This is a genomic window from Cupriavidus mimosae, assembly GCF_023952485.1.
Lineage (GTDB): Bacteria > Pseudomonadota > Gammaproteobacteria > Burkholderiales > Burkholderiaceae > Cupriavidus > Cupriavidus taiwanensis_C.
The window spans coordinates 267,744-289,361 of the sequence record NZ_JALHRY010000010.1; the positions used below are offsets into that span (position 1 = coordinate 267,744).

Genomic DNA, 21,618 nt, shown 5'->3' on the forward strand with positions numbered 1-21,618 from the left:
TGCAGAAATTACGCGCAGGACTGCAAGAAGAGGTGGGGAATACCGGATGCTGCCGCAAACCCGGCGTGCCGATGCCACCACACCGGGGCGTCGGGTTTTCTGCCGTGCGCCCGCTATCCCGGCGATGTCGGCTGTCCCTGTTATTCGGGCTGACGCTCACGCCGATAGCCCGCCACCAGCTGCTTCATCGCGCGGAAGGCCGTGGCGCGATCGTCTCCCAGCAGGAAGGCGTGCACGCCTTGTTCGCGCCATTGCTCGCATTGTCCGGCCGCGCGCGGGATGGCGCAGAACGGCACGCCGCGGGCCTGGCAGGCCTGCGCGATGCGGCGGATCGCAGCCTGCACGGCCGGATGCTGCGCGTCGGCGGGAACGCCCAGGCTTTGCGACAGGTCGATCGCCCCCTCCAGCACCATGTCGATGCCCGGCACGGCCACAATCTCTTCGATCGCGTCGACGCCGGCGCGGTCCTCGATCATGGCCACCACCATCAGCTCGCGATTGGCCCGGTCCATGTACTCGGGCAATGTCAGCGTACCGAAGCCGGTGGTCCGGCCTCCGGCGATGCCGCGCTTGCCGAGCGGGTGGTAGCGCGCGCTGTGGACCGCCAGTTCAGCGGTCGCACGGCTGCATACGTGCGGCACCACGATGCCCTGCGCGCCGGCATCCAGCACCCGCAGGATGATGTCAGGCGCTGCCCCCGGCACCCTCACCAGCGCCGTGGTGCCGGCGCACTCCGCCGCGCGGATCATGTTCTCGAGCGTTTGCGGATTCACGCCGACATGCTCGAGATCCAGGATCACGAAGTCGAAGCCGGCGTAGCCGATCATCTCTGTCATCAGCGGCAACGGCAGCGAGTTGATCAGCCCGAACACATCGCACCCGTCCGCGAGCGCGGCCTTGAGACGGTTAGCCTGCAGCATTGGCATCCTCCACCGGCAGATAGCAGTGCCGCGGGTGCGGGTGGCGCAGGAAGTCGTGGTGCGAGATATGCCAGGCATAGGCGCCGGCATACGGGAACACCATCAGGTCGCCGGCGCGCACGCTGTCGACGTACGCGTCCCGCGCCAGGATGTCCTTGGGCGTGCAAAGCTGCCCGACCACGCTGACGCGCGCCTCCTGCACGCCGGGGCGGGCGAACGGGTAGCGCCAGGACGCCACCGGCAGCACCCGGAACGGGTGGCTGTGCCCCTGCGCATAGGGCGTGCGGAAGTGGTGCGTGCCGCCGCTGGCCACGGCGAAGGTCTGGTCGAAGGCGTGCTTGACGTCGATCACCTCCATGGCGTAGTAGCCGCAGAACGCGGTGATATAGCGCCCGCATTCGAAGCGCACGGTCTGCCCGTCGCGCTGTGCCGACAGCGCCGGCAGGCCTTCGGCAAAGCGGGCCCAGTCGAACTGCCGTTCGGGCTCGCGGTAGTTGACGCCGATGCCGCCGCCGACGTTGACCTGGTCCAGCGTGTCGAGCCCGTATTCCGTGCGCCAGCGCCTGACCTGCTGCAGGTAGGCATCGAGCAGGCGCAGGTGGGCGGCGGCGTCGAGCTGGTGGGACATCAGGTGGAAATGGAAGCCGCGCAGCCGGATTTCGGGGTGCGCGCGCAGCCATGCCAGGCATGCGGGAAGCTGGTCGCCGGCGATGCCGAACGGCGTGGGCTTGCCGCCCATCATCAGCGTGGTAGCCTGCAGCCCGTCGACCGCCAGGTTGACGCGCAGCAGGACCGGCGCAGTGGTGCCGCGCTCACGCGCGAGCCAGGCCAGCCGTTCCAGCTCATGCAGGCTTTCCACATGCAGCGCCTCGACCCCGAGTTCCAGCGCGCCGGCCAGTTCCGCATCGGTCTTGCCGGGGCCGCTGAAGATCAGCGGCACCTCGGCGAAGTGCTCGCGCACCCAGGCCAGCTCGCCGCCGGATGAAATCTCGAAGCCATGCGCCAGCGGCGCCAGGGTCTGCAGGATCGGCAGGTCGGAGTTGGCCTTGATGGCGTAGAACAGCTCGAAACCCGGCGGCAGGCTGCCAGCAATGGTGGCGGCGTGCGCCCGCAGCGCCTCGAGGTCGTAGACGTAGGCGCTGAGCGGGGCGCCCGCATCGGCGAGCGCCTGGTGCAGGTGGTCGGTGACGTTCGACCAGCGCAGTACGGGGGCGGTCATTGCCATGCCGCCTCCATGCCGGCGAACGGAATCGGATTGGCGACCGGCACGTAGGTCGAGGCGCGGTCGGCGCGCTGGAAGAAGCGGTTGCTGAAATTGGTCTTGGCCGGAAACGGGCTGCCGGCCAGCAGGCCGTTGATGCGGCGCGCCGACGCGGCATTGCCGTGGCGATGCTGGTAGGTATGCAGGTGATGGCGCACCACCGACCACAGCCGCGCGCTCAGGGCCTGCCTGCCGGCACCGAGCTGTGCGATCACTTCGCACAGGTTATTGACGAACAGGCAATAGGCGACGCGGTTCCAGCCCTGCTCTTCGTCATACCATAGCGACGACCGGGCGCGCTCGCTGAGCCCGGGCATCGACCACGCGGGATGGCGCGAAGGCGTCAGCTTGACCCCCTCGAAGTCGCGCAGGAACAGCTGCGCCGGCATGTCCTGGCGCAGCCCCACCACCACGTTCTGCAGGTGCGGCTCGAAGATGATGCCGTGCGCGAAGAAGAGGTGGAACACCGGGTAAATCAACTGCTCGACATAGGCGGAAAACCAGCGCTCGGTCATGGCATCCACCGTGGTCCTTTCCTGCGCGGCGAGCGCCGTGAGCAGACGCTGCATGCGCGCATCGCCGTAATAGTGGTTGCCGAACAGCGAGCCGGCCAGCAGCGGCACGCAGTCGGGCGCGCGCAGCGTATCCACGCTCTGGCGCAGGATCAGGCCGAAGCCTTCGATGACCTGGCGGTTCTGCTCGATGTCGGCGTGCCGGAGGTCGACCGACAGGAACGCCGGCTCCTCCATCAGCGCCAGGCCGGGGAACTCCCGCGCCAGCTCCGGCAGCAGCGGTCGCAGCACGCGGTTGACATGCATCGCGCTCTCCAGTTCATACCATGCGTTCTTGCGCACGCAGTTGGTAATGCGGATGTTCAGCGACAGCTTGTAGAAGTACGGATTGCCGGGCTGGTACAGAGTCCGGATCGACGAAGTCGGGAAAAAGTCTGCGCCCTGCGTCCCCAGGTCCTGCATGCGTCCGCTTGCCAGGGCAGCGCGCACCAGCGGATGCTCGCGCAGGTAGCCCGCCTGCCACGGATGGACCGGCACCGCGACGCGGTCGGCAGACACTGACGGGGCATTCGCCGCGATCAGCTGGTCGCAGCTGGCGTCGAGCAGCGACTGCTGCGCGATGTCATCGCGCGCCAACGCGAACCAGGCCAGCGCAAAGCGCGTACGCAGTTCCGGCGAGTAGCGCAGCAGGTCCTCGTCGGAAAAGCCCTGACGGCTTTTGGGCGTGGGATGGAAGGGGTGGCCGAAGGTCAGCGATTGTTCGGAGTCGATATAGGCGTCGACCGGATCGGCCGGGATGGTCTCGGATACCGGCACCGACAGGACTTCGGTGCTGACGGCGACGCTGTTGCGGATCTGCTCCATCAGCTCGGTGTTGGGCGGCAGCTCATGCTGCTGCGCCATCTCGCGCAACAGCAGCGCAGCCAGCGCTTCCCAGCCGAGCAGCGCCCACGGCTTGTTCTCGGCCTTGTGGAATACCTGCGACAGATAGCGGTAGTTGCCGGTCAGCCAGGCACCTCCGACCACGGCCAGCAAGCGGTCGTGGATATGCGGCAGTTGCACTTCCAGCACCTGCGCCGGCTCGCGCTGCAGGGTCATGGCGATGGCGGCGGGCCAGTCGTTCTGCCCGGCGGGCGGGCCAACGCGCAACTGGCCGGCGGGAGCCGCGACTTCGCGACAGTAGCAGTTCAGCAGCGTTTCCTGGCAGCGCCGCGCGGCGGCCAGTTCAGCCAGGGGGCGGCGCGTGCCGGCAGGTTCCAACTTGTTTTGCGTTTGCATTGTCTTGTGACCTCGTTCTCGGGAGGGATCAGAGCGGGCTCATCCGCTGGCGGGCGGTAAGGACCAGGTAGGCGACGGCCGGCGCCAGCAACGCCGCGCCAAGCAGGTAGGGCGCGCGCTGGCCGGCCACGCTGGCCGCAGCGCCGGCGCCAAGCCCGGCCGCGACGCCACCCCATTTGGAACTGCTTTCGAACCAGCCGAAGGTGCGGCCGGCGTTGCCCGCGTGCACCACGCTGGCCACCAGCGCATGCAGCGCGATAAAGCCGACCGTCATGGCGATGCCCATCAGCAGGCGCCAGGCCACCAGCGCGGGCAGTTCGAGCGGCGCGGCCTGGGCCAGCAGCGCGACCGCCAGCGTGCCGTAGGCGGAGGCCAGCAGCGTCAGCGAAGGTGCCAGCCCGAGCCGCCGCGACAGCAGCGGCGCCGCCGCCAGGTACACCAGGTGCGGCAGGCCGAACAGCAGCCCGGCGGTGGCCGCGGACAGGGCCGGCATGCGCTGCTGCAGGTCCGGGATGAAGTAGGGGAACGTCGCCACGGTGGCAAACACGAACGCGAACTGCAGCACATAGATCTGCCGCGGCGTCGCCGGTGCCGCCGTGCCGGCGCCGGTGGGGCGTGCCGCCGGCCGCTGCGCCGTGCCGTTGGCGTCGCCCGCGGGCAGCCACGCGATCAGCGCCGCGGCGGCCAGCGGCAGCAGCGCCAGCCAGCGGTACAGCACGATCGGCGATTCGGCGGCCATCCACAGGCCGAGGCAGGCCGGCGCCGCCACCAGCGCGGCGCGCGCCGACCACTGCATCGCCGTCAGGCTGCGCGTGAGCGTGGTACCGCTGGCGACCGTGGCCAGGTAGGCGTTGGAGGCCGAGAAGGTCCCGCCCAGCACGCCTTGCAGCACCAGCGCCGCCAGGAAGGCAAACGAGCTGGTCGCGTAGCCGGCGAGCAGGAAGCTTGCCGCCAGCCCCAGTTGCGCACGCATCAGCAGCGGCTTCTTGCCGAAGCGGTCGGCGAGCCGGCCCCACCATGGCGCCGAGATCGCCGCCAGCAGGGTTGGCACCACGTAGAACGCGCCCGCAAGCCACGGCACGTCGTTGTGCAGCGAGCGCTGCAGAATCAGGGCGAAGAACGGCGGCATGCCCAGCGCCGCAAATGCGGCGATGAAATGGCACAGCATCACCACCGCGACCACCCGCCGCGTGCCGGCGCTCATGCGGCCACCCTGAGGAAATTGGGGGCCCGCTTGCCGTAGAACTTGTTGACGTCGGTGGCGCCGGTCCGCGCCTTTTCCGCGAGCGACGCGGCGGTCAGCAGGTACTTCAGGTGCAGCCGCTCGTCGTCGAGCAGCACCTGGCGGGCGAAGGCGGTGTCTTCGCCCGCGGCGGCCAGGTCGGCAAGGACGGCCTCCACGTGGCGCCGCACGCGCGCGTAGCCAACCGCAGGGTCGGTGCCGCGACGCTGCGCCAGGCCCTCCACCAGCGCTGCGATATTCAGCTGCAGCGTGATGGTGACGAACATCTGCGCCAGCGGCAACGCCGCGTCGACGCCGATGCGCTGGTCTTCCAGCCCGTCGAGGCGGGCCGCCAGTTCCGGCCAGCGGCGCGCGAGCATGGCGCGGTCGATGCGCGCGGCATCGTTGTCCTTGAGCATCAGGCGCAGGCCGTCGTCGCCGTAGACCAGCATCGAGTTCTGCTGGTTCGATTCCAGCGCCACGCCATAACGCAGCCACAGCGTCAGGTGCAGCTGCAGGGTCAGCGCCAGGTAGGCATCGAGCCAGGCATCGAGATCCCCGCCGTGATAGCGGCCGGCCAGTTCCTCGGCCACGCACTGGCCACCGGCGGTTTCCGCCAGCAGGCCCGCGACCGGGACCACCGTCTTGTCCGCCAGCTGCGGCTCGGAGTAGCGGCGCAGGATATAGCCCAGGAACGGGCGCTGGTCGACATGGGCGCCGTTGGCTTCGTCGGTCAGCAGCACCTGCCCGTGCAGGCCGGGTTCCTGGCGGACTATGTCGCCAAGCAGTGTCTGGATGCGATGGCCGTCGCCGATGGTGCTGGGCTTGATGGTGCGGATGTTCTTGGCGCCCAGCGTGCGGATCGTCAGCGGCAGCTTGATGTGCCACGCGGGCGTGTCGAGTACGACCAGCGAGCGCACCGACAAGGTCGGCGACACGCGCAGGCAGGCGCGCGGCGCGCGTATGACCTGGCCCTCAAGCCCGGCATCGGCCAGGAAGCCATCGAGATGATGCTGCCAGACGAAGGGATGCACCGGCACCAGCGCATGCGAGCGGGCCAGCGCGGGATCGAGGCCGACTTCGGCGAAATCCGGCCAGTGCGGCGGCAGCGCGTCGCCGCTGGCGTGATGGCGCTGGCGCGGGACCGCGAGCCAGTTCAGCGCGAATGCTGGCTGGAACTCGGGCGCGTAGCGGGCCAGGTCATCGGCGGCAAAGCCCAGCTTGGCGCGTGCGGTGGGGTAGTAGGGGTGGTCGAGAAAGCCCGCCACGCGATCGTAGTGCAGCATGCGCTGGTTCCAGGCGGGCAGCGCGTGTCCGCCAGCGCTGTCGGCCTGCGCGAACCAGCGTGCGCGCTCGGCCATCGAGACGGCGCGATGCTCGGCCGCGGCACGGCACTCCTCGGCGTAGGCGGTGAACAGGCGCGCATCTGCCTCGGGCAATCCGTCCGCAAAGGCGGCCAGGATGGTGTCGACCCGAAGCAGCGCGGAGAACGCGCCGTCGGCTTCGTGCAGCACGGGCAGGCGGGTCAGGCGCCATTCCTGCATGTAGCGCGTTGGTGTTACCGGAAGCCACAGCGTGCCGGCGCCAAGGCGCGGGACACGCAGCCACTGCTGGCCCGCGTCGAAACCATGCGCGGCACCCGGTACCGCATCAGCGCCGTACAACTCGCCGCGGCTGGCGCAGGCGCGCACGTCCTCGCGCAGCAGGGCGTCGACGACGCGCACGCAGATGTAGTCGACATCGGCTTCGGCAGCAGTGGCGGACCGGGACGGCTGCTCTTGCATGCGGGCGCTCATTGCGCGATCTCCCACGCGAGCTTGCTGCTGGCCAGTTCGACCGCGGCGGCAAGACCCGCGCTGTCCGGACCGCTGCCGCGCAGCACGCCCAGGTAATCCTTGTTGGAGTTGGTCAGCTGGATGGCGTCGCCCACCTTGCGCAGGGGCTGGTAGGTCAGCCGGAGCCCGTCGCCTTCATGCTGGCTGTGTGCCGGCGCGTGCCGCAGCGTGCCTTCCGCCTGCGCGGTGAAGTAGCGGATCCACGCCGCCCGCCTCGGCACCTCGAGCGCCGGCAGCGCCTCGCCCAGGTGCAGGCGCAAGACCTGCTCGAACAGCGGGAACTGCAGGGTGTCGGACAGCAGGAACTCGCGGTAGTCCCCGATGCTGCGGTAGTTGATCTCGATAAGCCGCGGGCCTTTCGCGGTCAGGACGTACTCGGTATGACAGGCGCCGAAGCCGATGCCGAAGCGGCGGATGGTGTCCAGGACTTCGGCTTCGACCGAGGCCGGCAGGCCGGTGCCCCATACCGCTTCCAGCTCAACAAAGTACGGCGGCGGCGACAGGGTCACGCGGAAGCCGCCCAGCGCGCGCAACTCCTTGCCATCGCCCAGCGTTTCGAGCGTGTACAGGGGGCCCTCCAGGTATTCTTCGAGCAGCAATACCTGGCCCGGGTGCCGCGCCCAGATCGCGCCGCAATGCTCGGCCAGCTCGGCGTGGCTGCGCGCCAGGCTGACCTGCTGGCTGGCCACGCCTTCGCGCGGCTTGACGATGCACGGCATCGGCACATCGGCCAGCGCGGCCAGGCCGGCGCTGTCGCAAACGACCGCGTGCCAGAGTGTGTCGATGCCCGACTGTTGCAGGCGCCGCCGCATCTCTGCCTTGTTCTTGGCGGCGTAGGCGGTGCGCCAGTCCTTGCCAGGCAGGCCAAAGTACGCCGAGGCGATCGCCGTGGCCGCCTGCAGGTGATCGCTGTTGGAAAACACGGCCGCGGGCCTGCCGCCGCGGCGCGTGATGGCATCGATCACCGCCAGCGGGTTGAAGACATCGCACGGGACGATGTCGTCCGGGTAGGCGGGCAGGCCGGCGCCGGCAAAGTGTGCGCGATGGGCATCGGCACAATCCGTCAATAAGACGACGGAGCGCCCGAGCGCGCGCGCTGCTGGCAGGAATCCGTCGTTGACGGCGGGGGTCGGTACGTGAGCGAGTACGAAAATCTCTTGCATGAGTCGGGCCTCAGGTGGAGTGCGGGGGAGCGCAGTGAGCAATGCGGGGGATACGAAGCAGCTGAATCATGCTAATGCGACTCATTCTCAGGCTCAACGCGATAACGGCCCGTCAGTGGCATTTGCCACGGGCAAGCGGGCCGTTTGTCCCGTATATAGGCGCCCTTTAAGGCACATTTTCGCAGCCGGGACATATGTCCGATACGGGTTTTGTGCTAGCTGGAGCACTCATGGCCGCGATTTCGCCGCCACGGGTCTTGGCCTGTTATTGAGAATCAGTTACATTACGCGTCCGCCGTGATGCTCGTTTTTTCCCGGCCGGCCTGTCATGGCTGGCCCGAGACCGAACGCCTATGCCCCCAAAGTTCCTGCTCATGCTTGCCGTCTTCCCGCTCTATCAGGCATGGGACCTGTACCAGCTGGTCAGCAGCGGGCCGTCGTTCCACTTTTATGCCGAAACAGCGGCGACGTTTGCGTTCCTGGTGATCCTGGGGATCGTGATCGGCGAGCGCCGACGCGCCTTGCATGCGTTCGAAACGCTCAAGCATTCGGCCGATGCCGCAGTGCGCGCAGCTGCCGAACGCGACGCGGTCGCACAACGGTCCACACGCGACTTCTTGCAGTCGATGCAGGAGCAGTTCGAGCGCTGGGGCCTGACTCCGGCCGAAAGGGACGTCGCGCTACTGCTGGTCAAGGGCTTGTCGCTGGAAGAAATCGCCGGCGTGCGCGAGACCGGGGCGAAGACCGTGCGGCAGCACGCCGCCAATCTTTATGCCAAGGCCAAGGTCAACGGACGTCACCAGCTGGCGGCGTTTTTCTTCGAAGACCTGTTGGCGCCGCGTCCCGGTAGTGGATCGTAGGTCGATCACGCTGGCGCGCCTGGCTTGGCCAGGTCTTGCCTACACCGCAGCCAGCAAGTCGTCCGTATGCACCATCAGTTCACGGACCTCCCGCAGCGTCGCGTACTGGTCGAGCACGGCACGCCAGCCGGGCGCTTCCAGCAACGCATGCCAGACCGGCTCGAGCTCGCGCTCATCCGCCGGCCGTGCCGCCGTCAGCGCGGCGGCGAAATCCAGCGTCGGCGTTGCCGACAGCAACTGCATCCGGCTGGCGGCGCTGAGCAGGCGTGGTGTCGGCTCGGCAGGCGCGTCGCAGCAATAGAGCACCGTGCGGGACAGCGCCGCGGATGCCGAGGGCAGGGCGCACAGCGCGGCGCCGCGCAGCGGCACCGTGCCTTGCCGGGTCGCAAACGGATAAACGACGTCCTTGTCCGCATGCGCAAGCAGCCGCAAGCCGCGCAGCAGCCGCGGAAAATCCGTAGTCGCAGCATCGACGGAGGCCTTGACCTCGACCAGCAGGCACACGTCCCAGGCCGGAGTGCCGCCGGCGGTGTCGCTTGCCGCGGCAGATTGCCTGAGCAGCACCACATCCCATTCGCTCTTGGCGTGTTTATGCGCGGCCGGGATCGCAGCCGGTACGCGCAACGACGTCACCACGCGGTAGGGTGCCGATGCATCCGGCGCGGCGTTAAGCCGCTGCGCCAACGCCTCGAGCGCCAGCGCGGCCTGCGCCTCCGCGGCATCGCCACGCTGCCGTGAGGACCGTCCCTGCGCGACGGCGGAAGCGCTGCCTGATCGGGGACCGTATCGTTCCCAGAGCGTCCGGTATTCCACGACGAGCGCGTTCGACGCCAGCGCATCCAGGCGCCGCAGACGTGCAAGGGCCGGATGCTCCAGCAGTTGGGTCAGGGCGTGTGCTGCCTGCGGTTCGCCCGCCGGTGCAGGCATCTGTGGCATCTCCAGCAACTGCTGCACGGCGTCGCGTAGCTTGTTCCAGGCGGCGGCCCCCGCGCAGGCATGCAGCCGCGCCAGCGCCTCGCGTTGCGGGCCGGGGCCGAGGCGTTGCTGCTTGCCGGGATGGGCGACCGCATTGACGGCTGCATGGATGGCGCGGCGGTCCTGGTCCGCGCGCGCGGACAGCGACGCATACTCCCGCACCGGCGCGGCCCGATGCCGCAGCACCATCGCCTGGAACACCGGATCGCCGCCATCCGCGCGCATCGCTTCCCGCACCATGCGCGCAAGCGCGCCGGTGAAGCGATCTTTCAAGGCTGCATCCGGCGTCTCGCGACGCGCCAGCGCGGCGCGGGCTTGTTCGATCACCAGCGCGAGCGTCGTTGCCGGACTGGCATCCAGGGCTGGCGAAAAGGCATCGTCGAGTTCCGGTAAGCGATAGCGGCGCGGAACGGCGCGCAGCGTCGTATCGAGCAAGGGGTGTGGTGACAGCGGAGGCTTGTCCATATCCCAGGGGGCGTCGCATGAATCAGGCCTGAAGTCTCCGGCAATCCGGGGCCGGTTGTCCATCGGAGCGGGTTGGCGGGGGCGGTTCCAACGGCTCCTCCGGGCGGCGCCGAATGACCTGGCCGGGATCACCAGGATGCCAATCCGAAAGGCCACACGCCATCCCCACTGCCTTATTCCAGGCGGAAGCCGGTCTGCTTGATGGCCAGCGCCCATTTCTTCTGCTCGGCGGCCATGAAGGTAGCAAACTGGTCCGGAGAGCTGCTGCCGGCCGGGTCGTAGCCCTTGCTGGCGAGTTGCTGGCGCACGCCGGGTGCATTCAGTGCCTTCTCGATTTCCTTGCCCAGCAGCGCGACGATCTCCTTCGGCGTGCCGGCGGGCGCCACCAGGCCGTACCACTCGCTTGCCTCGATGCCCGGGAAGCCGGCCTCGGCCATGGTCGGGATGTCAGGGAACAGTGGCAGGCGCTGCTTGCTCGCCACGGCAATCCCCCTGAGCTGGCCGCCCTTCACGAAGGGCATTACCGCCGGCACGCCGTGGAACATCATCTGGATGTGGCCGCCGACCATGTCGGTCAAGGCCTGCGGGCCGCCCTTGTAGGGAGCATGGACGATGCTGACGTGGGCCATCTCCTTGAAGACCTCGCTCACCACGTTCTGCTGGGTCCCGGGGCCGACCGATGCATAGCTCAGCTTGCCGGGCTCGGCTTTCGCCCGTGCCACCAGTTCCTTGACCGAGCCGGCGACCGATGGATTGACCACCAGCATGTAGGGCGAGCTCGCCATCAGTCCCAGCGGGGCGAAATCCCTGCCCAGGTCGAACGGCAGGTTCTTCTGCAGGCTGGCATTGATGGCCATGGGCGCGCTGGCCACCAGCAGCGTGTAGCCGTCCGGCACGGCCTTGGCACCCATGCCGGCGCCGATGTTCCCGGTGGCGCCCGGCCGGTTGTCGACCACGAACTGCTGGCCGAGGCTCGCGGTCATCTTCTCGGCCACGGTCCGGGTCACGGTATCGACGCCACCGCCAGCCGGCCACGGCACGATGATGCGCACGGGGCGGTTCGGGTAGCCACCCTGGGCCAGGGCGCTGGCGGCGCAGGCGGCAAGAGCAATGGCACCCAGGGCGTGTCCGACGCGATGCAGTGTGGATTTCATGGTTTGTCTCCTTGTTTTCTCTGATGGTCCCCGCGCCGCCACGGGCGGGGCCTCTACACCATTTATCTTCAGGCAGCCACGGCGGGCCCGCTTGCCTCGTGCCCGACCTCGCCGCTCTCCCATTGCCCCATCAGCCGGTCCCAGCGGGTGCGCACGGCGGCCAGGTTGCGTACCTTGACGTGGCCATAGCCGCGGATCTCCATCGGCAGGCGCGCGATCTCGAGCGCCAGGTCCAGATTCTGCTCGGACAGTTTCTGCAGCAGTCCCTCGATGCAACGGCGGTATTCGGCGATCAGCGCACGCTCTGCCTTGCGCTCGGCGGTATAGCCGAACGGGTCGAGTGCCGTGCCGCGCAGGCCGCGCAAGCGTGCCAGTACCCCGAAGGCCGTGCGCATCCAGGGGCCGTAGGCGCCCTTGACGGGTTGCCCATCCTGGTTCTTTTTGGCGAACAGGGGCGGCGCGAGGTGGTGCACCAGGCGGACCTTGCCTTCGAACATCGACTCGATCTGCTTGCGGAATGCGGCCCCGGTGTGCAGGCGGGCTACCTCGTACTCGTCCTTGTAGGCCATCAGCTTGAACAGCGAGCGCGCCACGGCTTCGGTCATGCGGGTGCCGCCCACAACCGATTCCACCATTTTCACGCGGCCGACAAACGACTCGTATTGCGCCGCATAAGCCCGGTTCTGGTAGCCGGTCAGAAACTCGGCGTGCTGCTTCAACAGTTCCTCGACGGGCAGCTTGCGCACAAACTGGATCACTTGTGCGTCGGCGGCGCGCACCGGGACGCGTGACATGTCGTGCGCGCACATCCGGCCCCATTCGAAGGCGGCCTGGTTGCTGTCCACCTGCACGCCGTTGAGCTCGATGGCCCGCATCAGCGCGGCATGCGACAGCGGCACGCGGCCCTTCTGCCAGGCGTAGCCCAGCATCATCAGGTTGGCGTAGATGGACTGACCCATCACGCCCTTTGCCACCTGTTCGGCGTCAAAGCTGCCAAGCTGGCCGTCGCCGACCACCTGCGCAATGCGGCCCACGGCCTCCGCGGTCTGTGCGTCCCAGTCCGGATTGCGGACAAAGGCGGCGGTGGGGGTGACATGGCTGTTGAGCACGACATAGGTGCGCTCAGGCGACATGGCGGCAAGCGTCGCCTTGCTGGCTGCCACCACCGTGTCGCAGCCAATCACCAGGTCGGCCATCGCGATATCCACGCGGCTGGCATGCAGGGCATCCGGGCTGGCAGCGATCTGGATGTGGCTCCAGGTGGAACCTCCCATCTGAGCCATGCCGGTGGCGTCCTGGGTGATGACGCCTTTGCCTTCGAGGTGCGCGGCCATGCCAAGCACGCCGCCGATCGTCACGATGCCGGTACCGCCAATGCCCGCCACGACGATGCGTCGCGGCGTCGCCGCGTCGGGCAGGGCGGGCATCGGGATGTCGCCCGGCGCCGGATGGCGCCTGGCTGCTGTCGACGGCTGCCTGAGCTGGCCGCCCTCGACGGTGACGAAGCTGGGACAAAAGCCCTTGGTACAGGAGAAATCCTTGTTGCAGGTATCCTGGTTGATCTTGCGCTTGCGGCCAAACTCCGTTTCCACCGGCTGCACTGCCAGGCAGTTGCTCTCTACCGAGCAGTCGCCGCAGCCTTCGCACACCAGTTCATTGATGACCACGCGCTTCGCAGGATCGGCCATGGTGCCGCGCTTGCGCTCGCGGCGCTTCTTGGTGGCGCAGGCCTGGTCGTAGATGATCGCCGTGACGCCGTTGACGTCGCGCAGTTCGCGCTGTACGGCATCGAGTTCGTCGCGGTGGCGCACCGTGACCCCGGTTGCCAGGTTGGCGACACCTTTGTACTTGTCCGGTTCATCCGTGACCACCACGATCTGCCTGGCGCCCTCGGCGGCCAGCTCGCGCGACATCGCCGGCACGTCAAGCTGCCCGTCCACCGGCTGGCCACCGGTCATCGCCACGGCGCTGTTGAACAGGATCTTGTAGGTCATGTTCACGCCGGCATGGATGGACTGGCGCACCGCCAGCAGGCCGGAGTGGTTGTAGGTGCCGTCGCCCAGGTTGGCGAACATGTGGTTGCGCTTGCTGAAGGGTGCCTGGCCCATCCAGTGCACGCCTTCTCCGCCCATCTGCGACCACGAGGTGGTAGAACGGTCCATCCACACCACCATGCCGTGGCAGCCGATGCCGGCTGTCGCGGCCGAGCCTTCCGGCACGCGGGTGCTGGTGTTGTGCGGGCAGCCCGGGCAGAACCATGGCAGTCGGTCGGTGCCGCGCGAGTCGCCCTGGGCGGTGGCGCGTTCCCTGGCCTCGATTTCCTTCAGACGCACGTCCATGCGCGCCGCCACATCGGCTGGCACGCCGAGCAGCCTGAGGCGCTGGGCGATGGCCTTGGCCACCAGCGCCGGCGACAGGTCGGCCTTGGCGCGCAGCAGCCAGTCGTCGGCCGGCCGTGGATGGCTCCATTCGCCACCCACGCCGTCGGTGTGGTGGTACTTGCCAAAGACGGCCGGGCGAGCGTCTGGGGGATAGTGGTACAGCTCGTCCTTGAGCTGCTGCTCGATCAGCGGGCGCTTTTCCTCCACCACCAGCACTTCGCGCAGGCCGTGCGCGAACTCGCGCACGCTGAGCGATTCCAGCGGCCACACCACGCTGACCTTGTGGACCCGGATGCCGAGCGCGCGACAGGCGGCGTCATCGAGCCCGAGGTCAAGCAGGGCCTGGCGCGTATCGCTGTAGGCCTTGCCGCTGGCAATGATGCCCAGCCGGTCGTTGGGACCCTCGACCACGTTGCGGTTCAGGCGGTTGCTGCGCACGTAGGCGAGTGCCGCCGGCCACTTGAACTCCATCATGCGCGCCTCGGCCGCGAGCGGATCGTCCGGCCAGCGGATATGCAGGCCGCCCGCGGGCATCGCGAAGTCTTCTGGCAGCAGGATGCGGACCCGGTCCGAATCGGTGACCACCGATGCGCCAGACTCCACCACCTCCTGCACGGTCTTCATGCCGGACCACAGGCCGCTGAACCGGCTCATGGCGAAGGCATGCACGCCCAGGTCCAGGATGTCCTGCACGTTGGACGGAAAGAACACCGGCAGGCCGCAGGCGATCAGGGTGTGGTCGCTCTGGTGCGCCAGCGTGCTGCTCTTGGACACGTGGTCGTCGCCGGCCAGCGCGATCACGCCGCCCAGCCGCGAGGTGCCAGCCAGGTTGGCGTGCTTGAGCGCGTCGCCGCTGCGGTCGACGCCGGGGCCCTTGCCGTACCAGATGCCGAACACGCCGTCGTACTTCTTGCTGGCCGAATCGAAGTCGAGTTGCTGCGATCCCCACACGGCGGTCACGCCAAGCTCTTCGTTGACGCCGGGCTTGAAGACCACATGATTGTCGGCGAGATACTTCTTGGCCTGCCACATGGCCTGGTCATAGGTGCCTAGCGGCGAGCCGCGGTAGCCGGAAATGAAGGCAGCGGTGTTGTGGCCCGCCATCGTGTCGCGCCGCCGCTGCAGCAGTGGCAGCCGCACCAGGGCCTGCACGCCGCTCATGTAGGCGCGGCCGGATTCCAGCGCGTACTTGTCGTCGATCGACACGGCTTCCATGGCCTGCCGGGCTGCGTCGGGGAGTATTGGAGCGTTCATAGGACGGAATCAGCCAGTATGGGGTTGCGTAGGGGCGGCCGGCGCCTGCCGGTGGCCCGGTTCTCTGTGATGTTGTCGTGGATTCGGCTAGGCCGGGAACGGGATGGCGAGCTGCCTGCCCAGCGCGGTCAGCTCGCAGGCGATGGCGTCGGGCAACGCGATGCCGTGCTCGCGCCCTTCACGCTCGAGGGCGTTGCCGCGATGGCCCGGAAGCCTTGCATCGCCGCCGCCGGCGGCAAGGTAGTTGCCGCTCCAATGGGCCATGTAGTCGGCGAACAGGCCCGGGCCGGCGAAGGCATCGGGCCTGACGAGCCAGACAAAGCCGCCCTGGCGGCCGACGGCGCCGGCACTGCCGACGTGATTGCGCTCGGGGGCGAGCGAGTCGGCGGTGGCGGTGAGGGCGCCTGCCAGGCACTCCACCATCATGGCGATGCCGATGCCCTTGTGCCCCCCGGTGGGCAGCAGCGAACCGGCCAGCGCACGCTGCGCATCGGTGGTTGGCTGGCCCTCGGCGTCGAGCGCCCAGCCCTCGGGAATGGCCTTGCCCTCGCGGGCGGCCAGCAGTATATGGCCGCGCGCGGCGACGCTGCAGGCCACGTCGAACACGATGGGTGCATGGCCGGGCAGGGGGCAGCCGAAGGCGATGGGGTTGTGGCCGATGGCCGGGCGGGCGAAGCCCTGCATGCCCAGCACCGGCGGCGTGCGCTGACCGACCAGGCAGAACGCGCCCGCCTCGGCGGCCAGCAGGGCATGGATGCCCAGTGCGCCGAGGTGGCCGCACGACTGCACGGCAACCAGTACGGACGCGCTCGATGCCAGCGCATCCAGACCAAGCTGCACCGCGTGCGGCCCGGCGATCTGGCCCATGGCGCCGTCGGCGTCCAGCACGATGCCGCCGGCGAAGCTGCGGTGAGACATCCCGGCGCTCGGATTAAAGTCGCCGGCACGCAGGCGCTCGACATACGACGGCACGCGCGTCATGCCATGGGTCTTGTAGCCGCGCAGCTCGCTGCGAACCAGCACAGTGGCGGCCTGAAGAGCGTGCTCGCGCGCCACGCCGCACGCTTCGAAAACAGCAGATGTCCAGCGCTCCAGGCCCTGGACGCTCCATCGCTTAGTCATGACGACTTCTCCCGCACGATCATCAGCCGCTCTGAAAAGGGGGCGGCGTAGACCGACTGGTAGTAAAGCGGCTGGTCGCGCAGCGTGTAGCCACGCATTTCCATGATAAAGGCCGGCGCGTCGGCTTTCAGCCCGATCTCGCGCGCCGCCGTGGCAGGCGCCGGGCCGAAGCGGATCCACTGGTCCACGCGCAAGGTCGGCAGCGACAGCCGCTGGCCGATCAGTTCGCGCAGGTTCTTCTCCAGCGCGTCCCGGTCCAGGCCGCCAAGCTGGGCGAAGTCCTCGTCGCGCAGCCAGAACTCGCTGTAAAGGTCCAGGCGTCCGCCCACGCTGATCACGCGCTCGATGCGCACCCAGCCATCGCCGCCGAGGAACTCGGACCATGGCCCCGGGCGCTTGATGCGCTTGACAGAGCGGGCGTGCACGTAGGACGGCAGCTCGTTGCCCTGCTCGTCGCGAAAGCGCAGGTAGCGCACATCCGCGGGCGCCACGCGTGTGCCGGAAACAAAGGTACCCCGCCCCTGCTCGCGCGTGATCAGTCCGGAGTGCTTCAGCCGGATCAGCACCTTCTGGATAGTGCCCACACTCACGCCGTGCATGGCGGCCAGCTCGCCTTCTGACGGCAGGCGGTCACCCTCGCGCAGTGCGCCGGATTCGATGGAGCGGATGATCGCGTCGGAGACGCTGTTAAGTTTGGTCATGGTTGCTCAGAGGCTCAGTGCGAATCGACTGATCGCGGTCTCCCGGATATCGAGCACCTCGCTGGTCAGCCGCGTGCCGGATGCGACGTCCGTCGCATAGCCGTACAGCCGTTCGCCGAGGTCGGAGATCTTCTCTCCGCGTTGCAGGACGCCGCTGACGTCGAAGTCAATGTTGTCGGCCATGGTATGCAGGGTATTGACGTTGCCGCATACCTTGACCGTCGGTGCCACCATGCTGCCGATCGGGTTGCCCACCCCTGTGCCGAAGAAGGTCAGCTGGCATCCTCCGGCAGCCAGCGCAGTGAGATTTTCCACTGCCGCGGCCGGTGCGTCCATGAAATGCAGGCCATTCTTCTGCGGTGCCTCGCCGTAGCGCAGCACCCCCACCAGCGGGCTGGTGCCGGCCTTGGCCATGGCGCCCAGCGCCTTTTCTTCGACGGTGGTCAGGCCGCCGCGCTTGTTGTCGGGCGAAGGCTGGTCCTCGCGCATGTCGACGCCGCGCGAGATGGCCAGATTCTCCATGTTGCGCACAGCGGTGACGAAGGCCTCGCGCACACGCCCGTCTGCGGCGCGTTCCGCGAACAGGTGATCGGCGCCGATGAACTCCGACGTTTCCGAGATGATCACGGTCCCGCCCTCGGCGATCAACATGTCGGCCATGCGGCCGATCACCGGGTTGCAGCTCAGGCCCGAGGTGGTATCGGACCCGCCGCACTCCACGCCGATCACCAGCGACGACACCGGGCATGGCACGCGGCGCGCACGGGACGCGGCCAGCACAAGGCGTGTGGCCTTGCGGGTGCCGTCGGCAATGCAGTCAACGGTGCCGTTGGGCTGCAAGTGCACGCGCTCGACCGGCTTGCCGCTGAGCTGGATGCGGCGCGCCACTTCTTCGGTCGACGACGGCTCCAGGCCCACCAGCAGCACCGCGGCGACGTTGGGGTTGCGCCCCAGGCCGGCCAGCGACTCGAAGGCAAAGTCCAGGTCGGCGCCGAACTGCCCGCGCACGAACAGCGTGGTGACGGGAATGCAGCCACCCACGGTGCGGGCAATGGTGCGGGTCACCGGATTGCAGTTGTCCATCACGGAGACCACGGCGACCCAGTTGCGCACCCCGACCGCGCCGTTCTCGCGCGGGTATCCGAGGAAGGTTGTTGCCATCTGCATTACCCCTTGTGCAGGTCGCCGCGGGCGCGCGCCGACTCGATGTTGTGAACATGCATGTGTTCGCCGGCACGCACCGCGCGGCTGGCGCGGCCGATGACCTGGCCGTACTTCAGGATGGTTTGTCCCGCTACCGTGTCGGCGATGCAGATCTTGTGGCCGAACGGCACGTCTTGCAGCAGCACCAGCCTGCCTTGCCGCTCGCCTTCGAGCGCACAGGATTCACCGGCTTCGCCGGCGTCCAGCAGGGTGGCCACGTTGTCGGCGGGGTTCAGTACGATGGCTCGTGGCATTTCGATCAACTCCTGTATAGGTGTTGGAATCCAATGTAGAAAGACTACCGGTGGGCGGTCAAGAGAAAATCGGGATTATCAGCGAAAACCACTACTCCCCCAGCGTAAGTCCTATATAGAAGTTTGTTGACATCGATGCGGCCGCTGTCTATCGTCCTGACAACGGCGATGTTGTCAGCGCCGGAACATCGACGCTGTGAATCAACGGAGAAAGCCGACATGAAGGTCATGTCACACAAGGAGAAGATCGCGAAGTTGCAGGCCCTGCGCGCGCGCCTGGACCCGCTTGAGGATTTCGGGCTCTGGTTCTGGGCCGGCATGACGGCCGGTACCCATGCCGTCAATGCAGCACTGCACCAGGCCCGCATCACGCTGGACGACGACTGCTTCCCGACGCAACCGGGCGTGTACCTGGTGCCGCAGCCCGACGGCAGCCTCAAGGCGGCGTTGCGGCCGCTGGGCGACGTCCTGCATGTCGGCCGCCCGAAAGTGGAGGGGCCGGTGCCTGCTGATATCGCCGAAATGATGGAGGCGATGGAGCACATCGAGCACCACCGGGATCCTTGCCTGCGCGAGGGGCTGGCGCCGACTGCCGACATTGCGGCGGGTTGTGACGCCGCGCTGCGCCGCTGCCTTGACTTGCTGGAGGCGCGCCTGGAGGGGAATTGCCATGGACACTGAACAGCACATAGCAATGGCGTGCAGCATCGAGGCATCGCTGCGCAAGTGCACCAGCGCGGACTACGAGATGACCATCGAGGGCGCGATGCTGGCCGGCACGCACTGGCTCAACGCGCTGCTGCACAAGCTCGGCGCCACGTCGCGGCAGGCGGATGTGTTCCACACCTACCTGTTGACCGTCAATGAATTCCGGCGGCTGGCGGTAGCGGCGGAAAGCCCGCTGCAGGCCCTGGCTGCGATCGAAGATGCGCGCGCACCATTCGTGCGCGGCAACCACCCCGGCGGCGAAGCGGCGGCCGAACGCGCGCTGGAACTGTTGTCGCTGATCCGTGCGACGGCGCAGTGCGCAGTCCAGGCATTCGCGCAAGACACAGACGCAGCAAGCAACACGTAGAGAGACAGGAAAAGGAGACAGCAGTGAAGGCAGTCCGTGTAGTGCCGGGCCCCGAGGGCGGCAAGGTCGAAGTGCAGGATATCCCCGTGCCGGCAGCGGCAGCGGGACAGGTGCTGGTGAAGGTACGCGCGGCGGGCCTGAACCGTGGCGAAATCAACCAGGCGAAGGAGCTACGGTCGGGCAATACCATCACGACCGGCGTCGAGTTCGCCGGCGAGGTGGCGGAAGTCGGCGAGGGTGTCAACGGCTGGCGCGTGGGCGACCGCGTGATGGGCCATGGCCGCGGCTGCCAGGCGGAGTACGTGGTGGCGGATCCGATGGCGCTGATCCCCGTGCCGGATGGCCTGTCGTGGATCGATGCCGCGGCATTCCCGAACGTCTTTATCACTGCGCATGACGCACTGGTCACGAACGGCCGCCTGGTGGCCGGCGAGTCGGTACTGGTCAACGGCGCCTCGGGCGGCGTGGCGATGGCGGCGATCCAGATCGCCTCGCTGATGGGTGCCCGGCCCGTGATCGCGTCGTCGCGCTCGGCCGCCAAACTGGACAAGATCAGCCAGTTCGGCGTGGACGTCGGCATCGATGCGTCGCGCGAAGACCAGGTCGAGGCGGTCATGGCGGCCACCGGCAACAAGGGTGTCGACATCATCATCGACACGGTAGGCGGTCCGGTATTCGAAGCCAATATGCAAAGCCTGGCGGTCAAGGGCCGCCTGGTGAACATCGCGCGGCTGGGTTCCGCGACGGCGCAGATCGACCTGACGCAGCTCTGGCTCAAGCGCCTGCAGCTGATTGGCGTGACCTTCCGCACCCGCACGGAACAGGAGCGGCTGGAGTGCATCCAGGCCTGCGCCCGGGACATGCTGCCATTGTTGCGCGCGGGCCGCGTGCGGCTGCCGATCGACCGCACCTTTGCCATGACCGACATCGACGCTGCCCACGCATACATGAAGCAAGACCAGCACGTCGGCAAGATCGTATTGCTGATCGGCTGAATCCACAGAGAAGCCTGAGACAAGAGGAGACATGATGACAATCCAGATCAAGCCGCTGACCGGCTCCGTGGCGGCAGCCGTGACCGGTGTCGACCTGAACCAACCGCTCGACGATGCCAGCTTCGAGATCCTGCACCGAGCCTTCCTCGCGTATGGCGTGCTGGTGTTCCGCGACCAGCATCTTCAGCCTGCGGCCCAGGTCGCGTTTGCCAGGCGTTGGGGCAAGCCGGTGCAGGGCAACCCGTTGCTCAAGGGGCTGACAGAGTTCCCGGAACTGGCCCAGGTCACCAAAATCCCGAAGGAAACCGCCTCGACCGAGGCCTGGCATTCGGACTCGATCTATACCGAGGTGCCGCCCAAGATCTCGATCCTCTCGGCAGTGACCATCCCCGTCGGCGGCGACACCATGTGGTGCAACCAGTATGTCTCGTATGACCGCCTGTCGCCGGCGATGCAGCGCATGATCGAAGGGCTGCGGGCCCGCTTCTCTGGCGCGCGGCTGGCCAAGATGACTGGTTCGGACAAGGTCCCCACGGCGGTGCACCCGATCGTGCGCACGCACCCGGAGACCGGGCGCAAGGCGCTCTATGTCGGCCATCCGGATACCGCGCAGTGCATCGAAGGCATGACCGAGGCGGAGAGCCGTCCGCTGCTCGACTTCCTGTATGAGCACTCGGTGACGCCGGACAACGTCTACCGCCATATGTGGCAACAGGGCGATGTACTGATGTGGGACAACCGCTGCACCATGCACTATGCCGTGCATGACTACGGCAACGCCGAGCGGGTACTGAACCGCGTCACGCTGGAAGGGGAAGTGCCCCGCTGAGTAGCACCGCCAATACCGGCGCCCCTTTGCCTGAGATCCGGCAGGTGGCGCCCGGCACCAAAGGCCTGTCCGGCTTGCGGACGGGACCAAACGGAGACTGATATGCAGATAGGGATCCCGACTGAGACGCGGGCGGGGGAAGCGCGTGTTGCCGCGACA

The 21,618-nt window shown here is 67.8% G+C and carries 18 protein-coding genes; 5 read left to right on the forward strand and 13 right to left on the reverse strand.

Annotated elements, in window-relative coordinates:
- Nucleotides 1-140: 140 nt before the first annotated feature.
- From MKD50_RS19950 to MKD50_RS19975, 6 genes are read right to left on the reverse strand one after another with little or no spacing between them, the layout of a single operon-like run.
- Nucleotides 141-920 carry an HpcH/HpaI aldolase family protein gene (locus MKD50_RS19950; protein ID WP_252668371.1) on the reverse strand — a complete coding sequence of 260 codons (780 nt, stop codon included), beginning with the start codon at nucleotides 918-920 and terminating at the stop codon, nucleotides 141-143.
- A complete protein-coding gene (locus MKD50_RS19955; protein WP_252668372.1) occupies nucleotides 907-2,139 on the reverse strand; it encodes a type III PLP-dependent enzyme in 1,233 nt (410 codons plus the stop codon). The genes MKD50_RS19950 and MKD50_RS19955 overlap by 14 nt, the downstream gene beginning before the upstream one ends.
- Complete coding sequence (locus MKD50_RS19960; RefSeq protein WP_252668373.1) at nucleotides 2,136-3,971, reverse strand: IucA/IucC family protein; 1,836 nt, start codon at nucleotides 3,969-3,971, stop codon at nucleotides 2,136-2,138. Before MKD50_RS19960 ends, MKD50_RS19955 begins: the two co-directional genes overlap by 4 nt.
- A gap of 28 nt (nucleotides 3,972-3,999) precedes the next feature.
- Nucleotides 4,000-5,175: an MFS transporter gene (locus MKD50_RS19965; RefSeq protein WP_252668374.1), complete on the reverse strand. Its 1,176-nt coding sequence runs from the start codon at nucleotides 5,173-5,175 to the stop codon at nucleotides 4,000-4,002.
- The gene (locus MKD50_RS19970; protein ID WP_252668375.1) at nucleotides 5,172-6,989 is read right to left on the reverse strand and encodes an IucA/IucC family protein; all 1,818 of its coding nucleotides are present in this window, start codon (nucleotides 6,987-6,989) and stop codon (nucleotides 5,172-5,174) included. Before MKD50_RS19970 ends, MKD50_RS19965 begins: the two co-directional genes overlap by 4 nt.
- A complete protein-coding gene (locus MKD50_RS19975) occupies nucleotides 6,986-8,191 on the reverse strand; it encodes an ATP-grasp domain-containing protein (protein ID WP_115700579.1) in 1,206 nt (401 codons plus the stop codon). Before MKD50_RS19975 ends, MKD50_RS19970 begins: the two co-directional genes overlap by 4 nt.
- Before the next feature lie 374 nt (nucleotides 8,192-8,565).
- Between MKD50_RS19975 and MKD50_RS19980 the strand changes: the two genes are divergently transcribed.
- Entirely contained in the window at nucleotides 8,566-9,051 is a 486-nt protein-coding gene (locus tag MKD50_RS19980; protein WP_252668377.1) for a helix-turn-helix transcriptional regulator, read from the forward strand.
- Between the two features lie 39 nt (nucleotides 9,052-9,090).
- On the opposite strand, the gene MKD50_RS19985 is transcribed toward MKD50_RS19980, so the two are convergent.
- The 7 genes from MKD50_RS19985 to MKD50_RS20015 form a co-directional block, all read right to left on the reverse strand.
- Nucleotides 9,091-10,491: a 3-deoxy-D-arabino-heptulosonate 7-phosphate synthase gene (locus MKD50_RS19985; RefSeq protein WP_252668379.1), complete on the reverse strand. Its 1,401-nt coding sequence runs from the start codon at nucleotides 10,489-10,491 to the stop codon at nucleotides 9,091-9,093.
- Nucleotides 10,492-10,664: 173 nt separating this feature from the next.
- A complete protein-coding gene (locus MKD50_RS19990; RefSeq protein ID WP_115700571.1) occupies nucleotides 10,665-11,645 on the reverse strand; it encodes a tripartite tricarboxylate transporter substrate binding protein in 981 nt (326 codons plus the stop codon).
- A 68-nt stretch (nucleotides 11,646-11,713) separates the two neighbouring features.
- Complete coding sequence (locus MKD50_RS19995) at nucleotides 11,714-15,280, reverse strand: indolepyruvate ferredoxin oxidoreductase family protein (RefSeq protein WP_252668381.1); 3,567 nt, start codon at nucleotides 15,278-15,280, stop codon at nucleotides 11,714-11,716.
- A gap of 87 nt (nucleotides 15,281-15,367) precedes the next feature.
- Nucleotides 15,368-16,402, reverse strand: a complete 1,035-nt coding sequence (locus tag MKD50_RS20000) for an Ldh family oxidoreductase (protein ID WP_252668383.1) — start codon at nucleotides 16,400-16,402, stop codon at nucleotides 15,368-15,370.
- Nucleotides 16,399-17,103: a GntR family transcriptional regulator gene (locus tag MKD50_RS20005; protein ID WP_018007369.1), complete on the reverse strand. Its 705-nt coding sequence runs from the start codon at nucleotides 17,101-17,103 to the stop codon at nucleotides 16,399-16,401. Before MKD50_RS20005 ends, MKD50_RS20000 begins: the two co-directional genes overlap by 4 nt.
- A gap of 6 nt (nucleotides 17,104-17,109) precedes the next feature.
- Complete coding sequence (locus MKD50_RS20010) at nucleotides 17,110-18,264, reverse strand: UxaA family hydrolase (protein WP_115702517.1); 1,155 nt, start codon at nucleotides 18,262-18,264, stop codon at nucleotides 17,110-17,112.
- A 5-nt stretch (nucleotides 18,265-18,269) separates the two neighbouring features.
- A complete protein-coding gene (locus tag MKD50_RS20015) occupies nucleotides 18,270-18,560 on the reverse strand; it encodes a UxaA family hydrolase (RefSeq protein WP_115682450.1) in 291 nt (96 codons plus the stop codon).
- Nucleotides 18,561-18,779: 219 nt separating this feature from the next.
- On the opposite strand from MKD50_RS20015, the gene MKD50_RS20020 reads away from it, so the two are divergent.
- Genes MKD50_RS20020 through MKD50_RS20035 form a run of 4 tightly spaced genes read left to right on the forward strand, consistent with a single transcriptional unit; the run spans nucleotide 18,780 to nucleotide 21,459 of the window.
- On the forward strand, nucleotides 18,780-19,241 hold the full coding sequence (locus MKD50_RS20020; RefSeq protein WP_252668385.1) for a hypothetical protein: 462 nt from the start codon (nucleotides 18,780-18,782) through the stop codon (nucleotides 19,239-19,241).
- Entirely contained in the window at nucleotides 19,231-19,635 is a 405-nt protein-coding gene (locus MKD50_RS20025; RefSeq protein ID WP_252668386.1) for a hypothetical protein, read from the forward strand. Before MKD50_RS20020 ends, MKD50_RS20025 begins: the two co-directional genes overlap by 11 nt.
- A gap of 23 nt (nucleotides 19,636-19,658) precedes the next feature.
- Complete coding sequence (locus MKD50_RS20030; RefSeq protein WP_115700559.1) at nucleotides 19,659-20,630, forward strand: zinc-binding dehydrogenase; 972 nt, start codon at nucleotides 19,659-19,661, stop codon at nucleotides 20,628-20,630.
- Between the two features lie 34 nt (nucleotides 20,631-20,664).
- Entirely contained in the window at nucleotides 20,665-21,459 is a 795-nt protein-coding gene (locus tag MKD50_RS20035; protein WP_115700557.1) for a TauD/TfdA dioxygenase family protein, read from the forward strand.
- The last annotated feature ends 159 nt before the right edge of the window (nucleotides 21,460-21,618 follow it).

Coding starts and splice junctions, on each gene's coding strand:
- MKD50_RS19950 (WP_252668371.1), bottom strand. CDS start 920: ATGCTGCAGGCTAACCGTCTCAAGGCCGCGCTCGCGGACGGGTGCGAT.
- MKD50_RS19955 (WP_252668372.1), bottom strand. CDS start 2,139: ATGACCGCCCCCGTACTGCGCTGGTCGAACGTCACCGACCACCTGCAC.
- MKD50_RS19960 (WP_252668373.1), bottom strand. CDS start 3,971: ATGCAAACGCAAAACAAGTTGGAACCTGCCGGCACGCGCCGCCCCCTG.
- MKD50_RS19965 (WP_252668374.1), bottom strand. CDS start 5,175: ATGAGCGCCGGCACGCGGCGGGTGGTCGCGGTGGTGATGCTGTGCCAT.
- MKD50_RS19970 (WP_252668375.1), bottom strand. CDS start 6,989: ATGAGCGCCCGCATGCAAGAGCAGCCGTCCCGGTCCGCCACTGCTGCC.
- MKD50_RS19975 (WP_115700579.1), bottom strand. CDS start 8,191: ATGCAAGAGATTTTCGTACTCGCTCACGTACCGACCCCCGCCGTCAAC.
- MKD50_RS19980 (WP_252668377.1), top strand. CDS start 8,566: ATGCTTGCCGTCTTCCCGCTCTATCAGGCATGGGACCTGTACCAGCTG.
- MKD50_RS19985 (WP_252668379.1), bottom strand. CDS start 10,491: ATGGACAAGCCTCCGCTGTCACCACACCCCTTGCTCGATACGACGCTG.
- MKD50_RS19990 (WP_115700571.1), bottom strand. CDS start 11,645: ATGAAATCCACACTGCATCGCGTCGGACACGCCCTGGGTGCCATTGCT.
- MKD50_RS19995 (WP_252668381.1), bottom strand. CDS start 15,280: ATGAACGCTCCAATACTCCCCGACGCAGCCCGGCAGGCCATGGAAGCC.
- MKD50_RS20000 (WP_252668383.1), bottom strand. CDS start 16,402: ATGACTAAGCGATGGAGCGTCCAGGGCCTGGAGCGCTGGACATCTGCT.
- MKD50_RS20005 (WP_018007369.1), bottom strand. CDS start 17,103: ATGACCAAACTTAACAGCGTCTCCGACGCGATCATCCGCTCCATCGAA.
- MKD50_RS20010 (WP_115702517.1), bottom strand. CDS start 18,264: ATGGCAACAACCTTCCTCGGATACCCGCGCGAGAACGGCGCGGTCGGG.
- MKD50_RS20015 (WP_115682450.1), bottom strand. CDS start 18,560: ATGCCACGAGCCATCGTACTGAACCCCGCCGACAACGTGGCCACCCTG.
- MKD50_RS20020 (WP_252668385.1), top strand. CDS start 18,780: ATGAAGGTCATGTCACACAAGGAGAAGATCGCGAAGTTGCAGGCCCTG.
- MKD50_RS20025 (WP_252668386.1), top strand. CDS start 19,231: ATGGACACTGAACAGCACATAGCAATGGCGTGCAGCATCGAGGCATCG.
- MKD50_RS20035 (WP_115700557.1), top strand. CDS start 20,665: ATGACAATCCAGATCAAGCCGCTGACCGGCTCCGTGGCGGCAGCCGTG.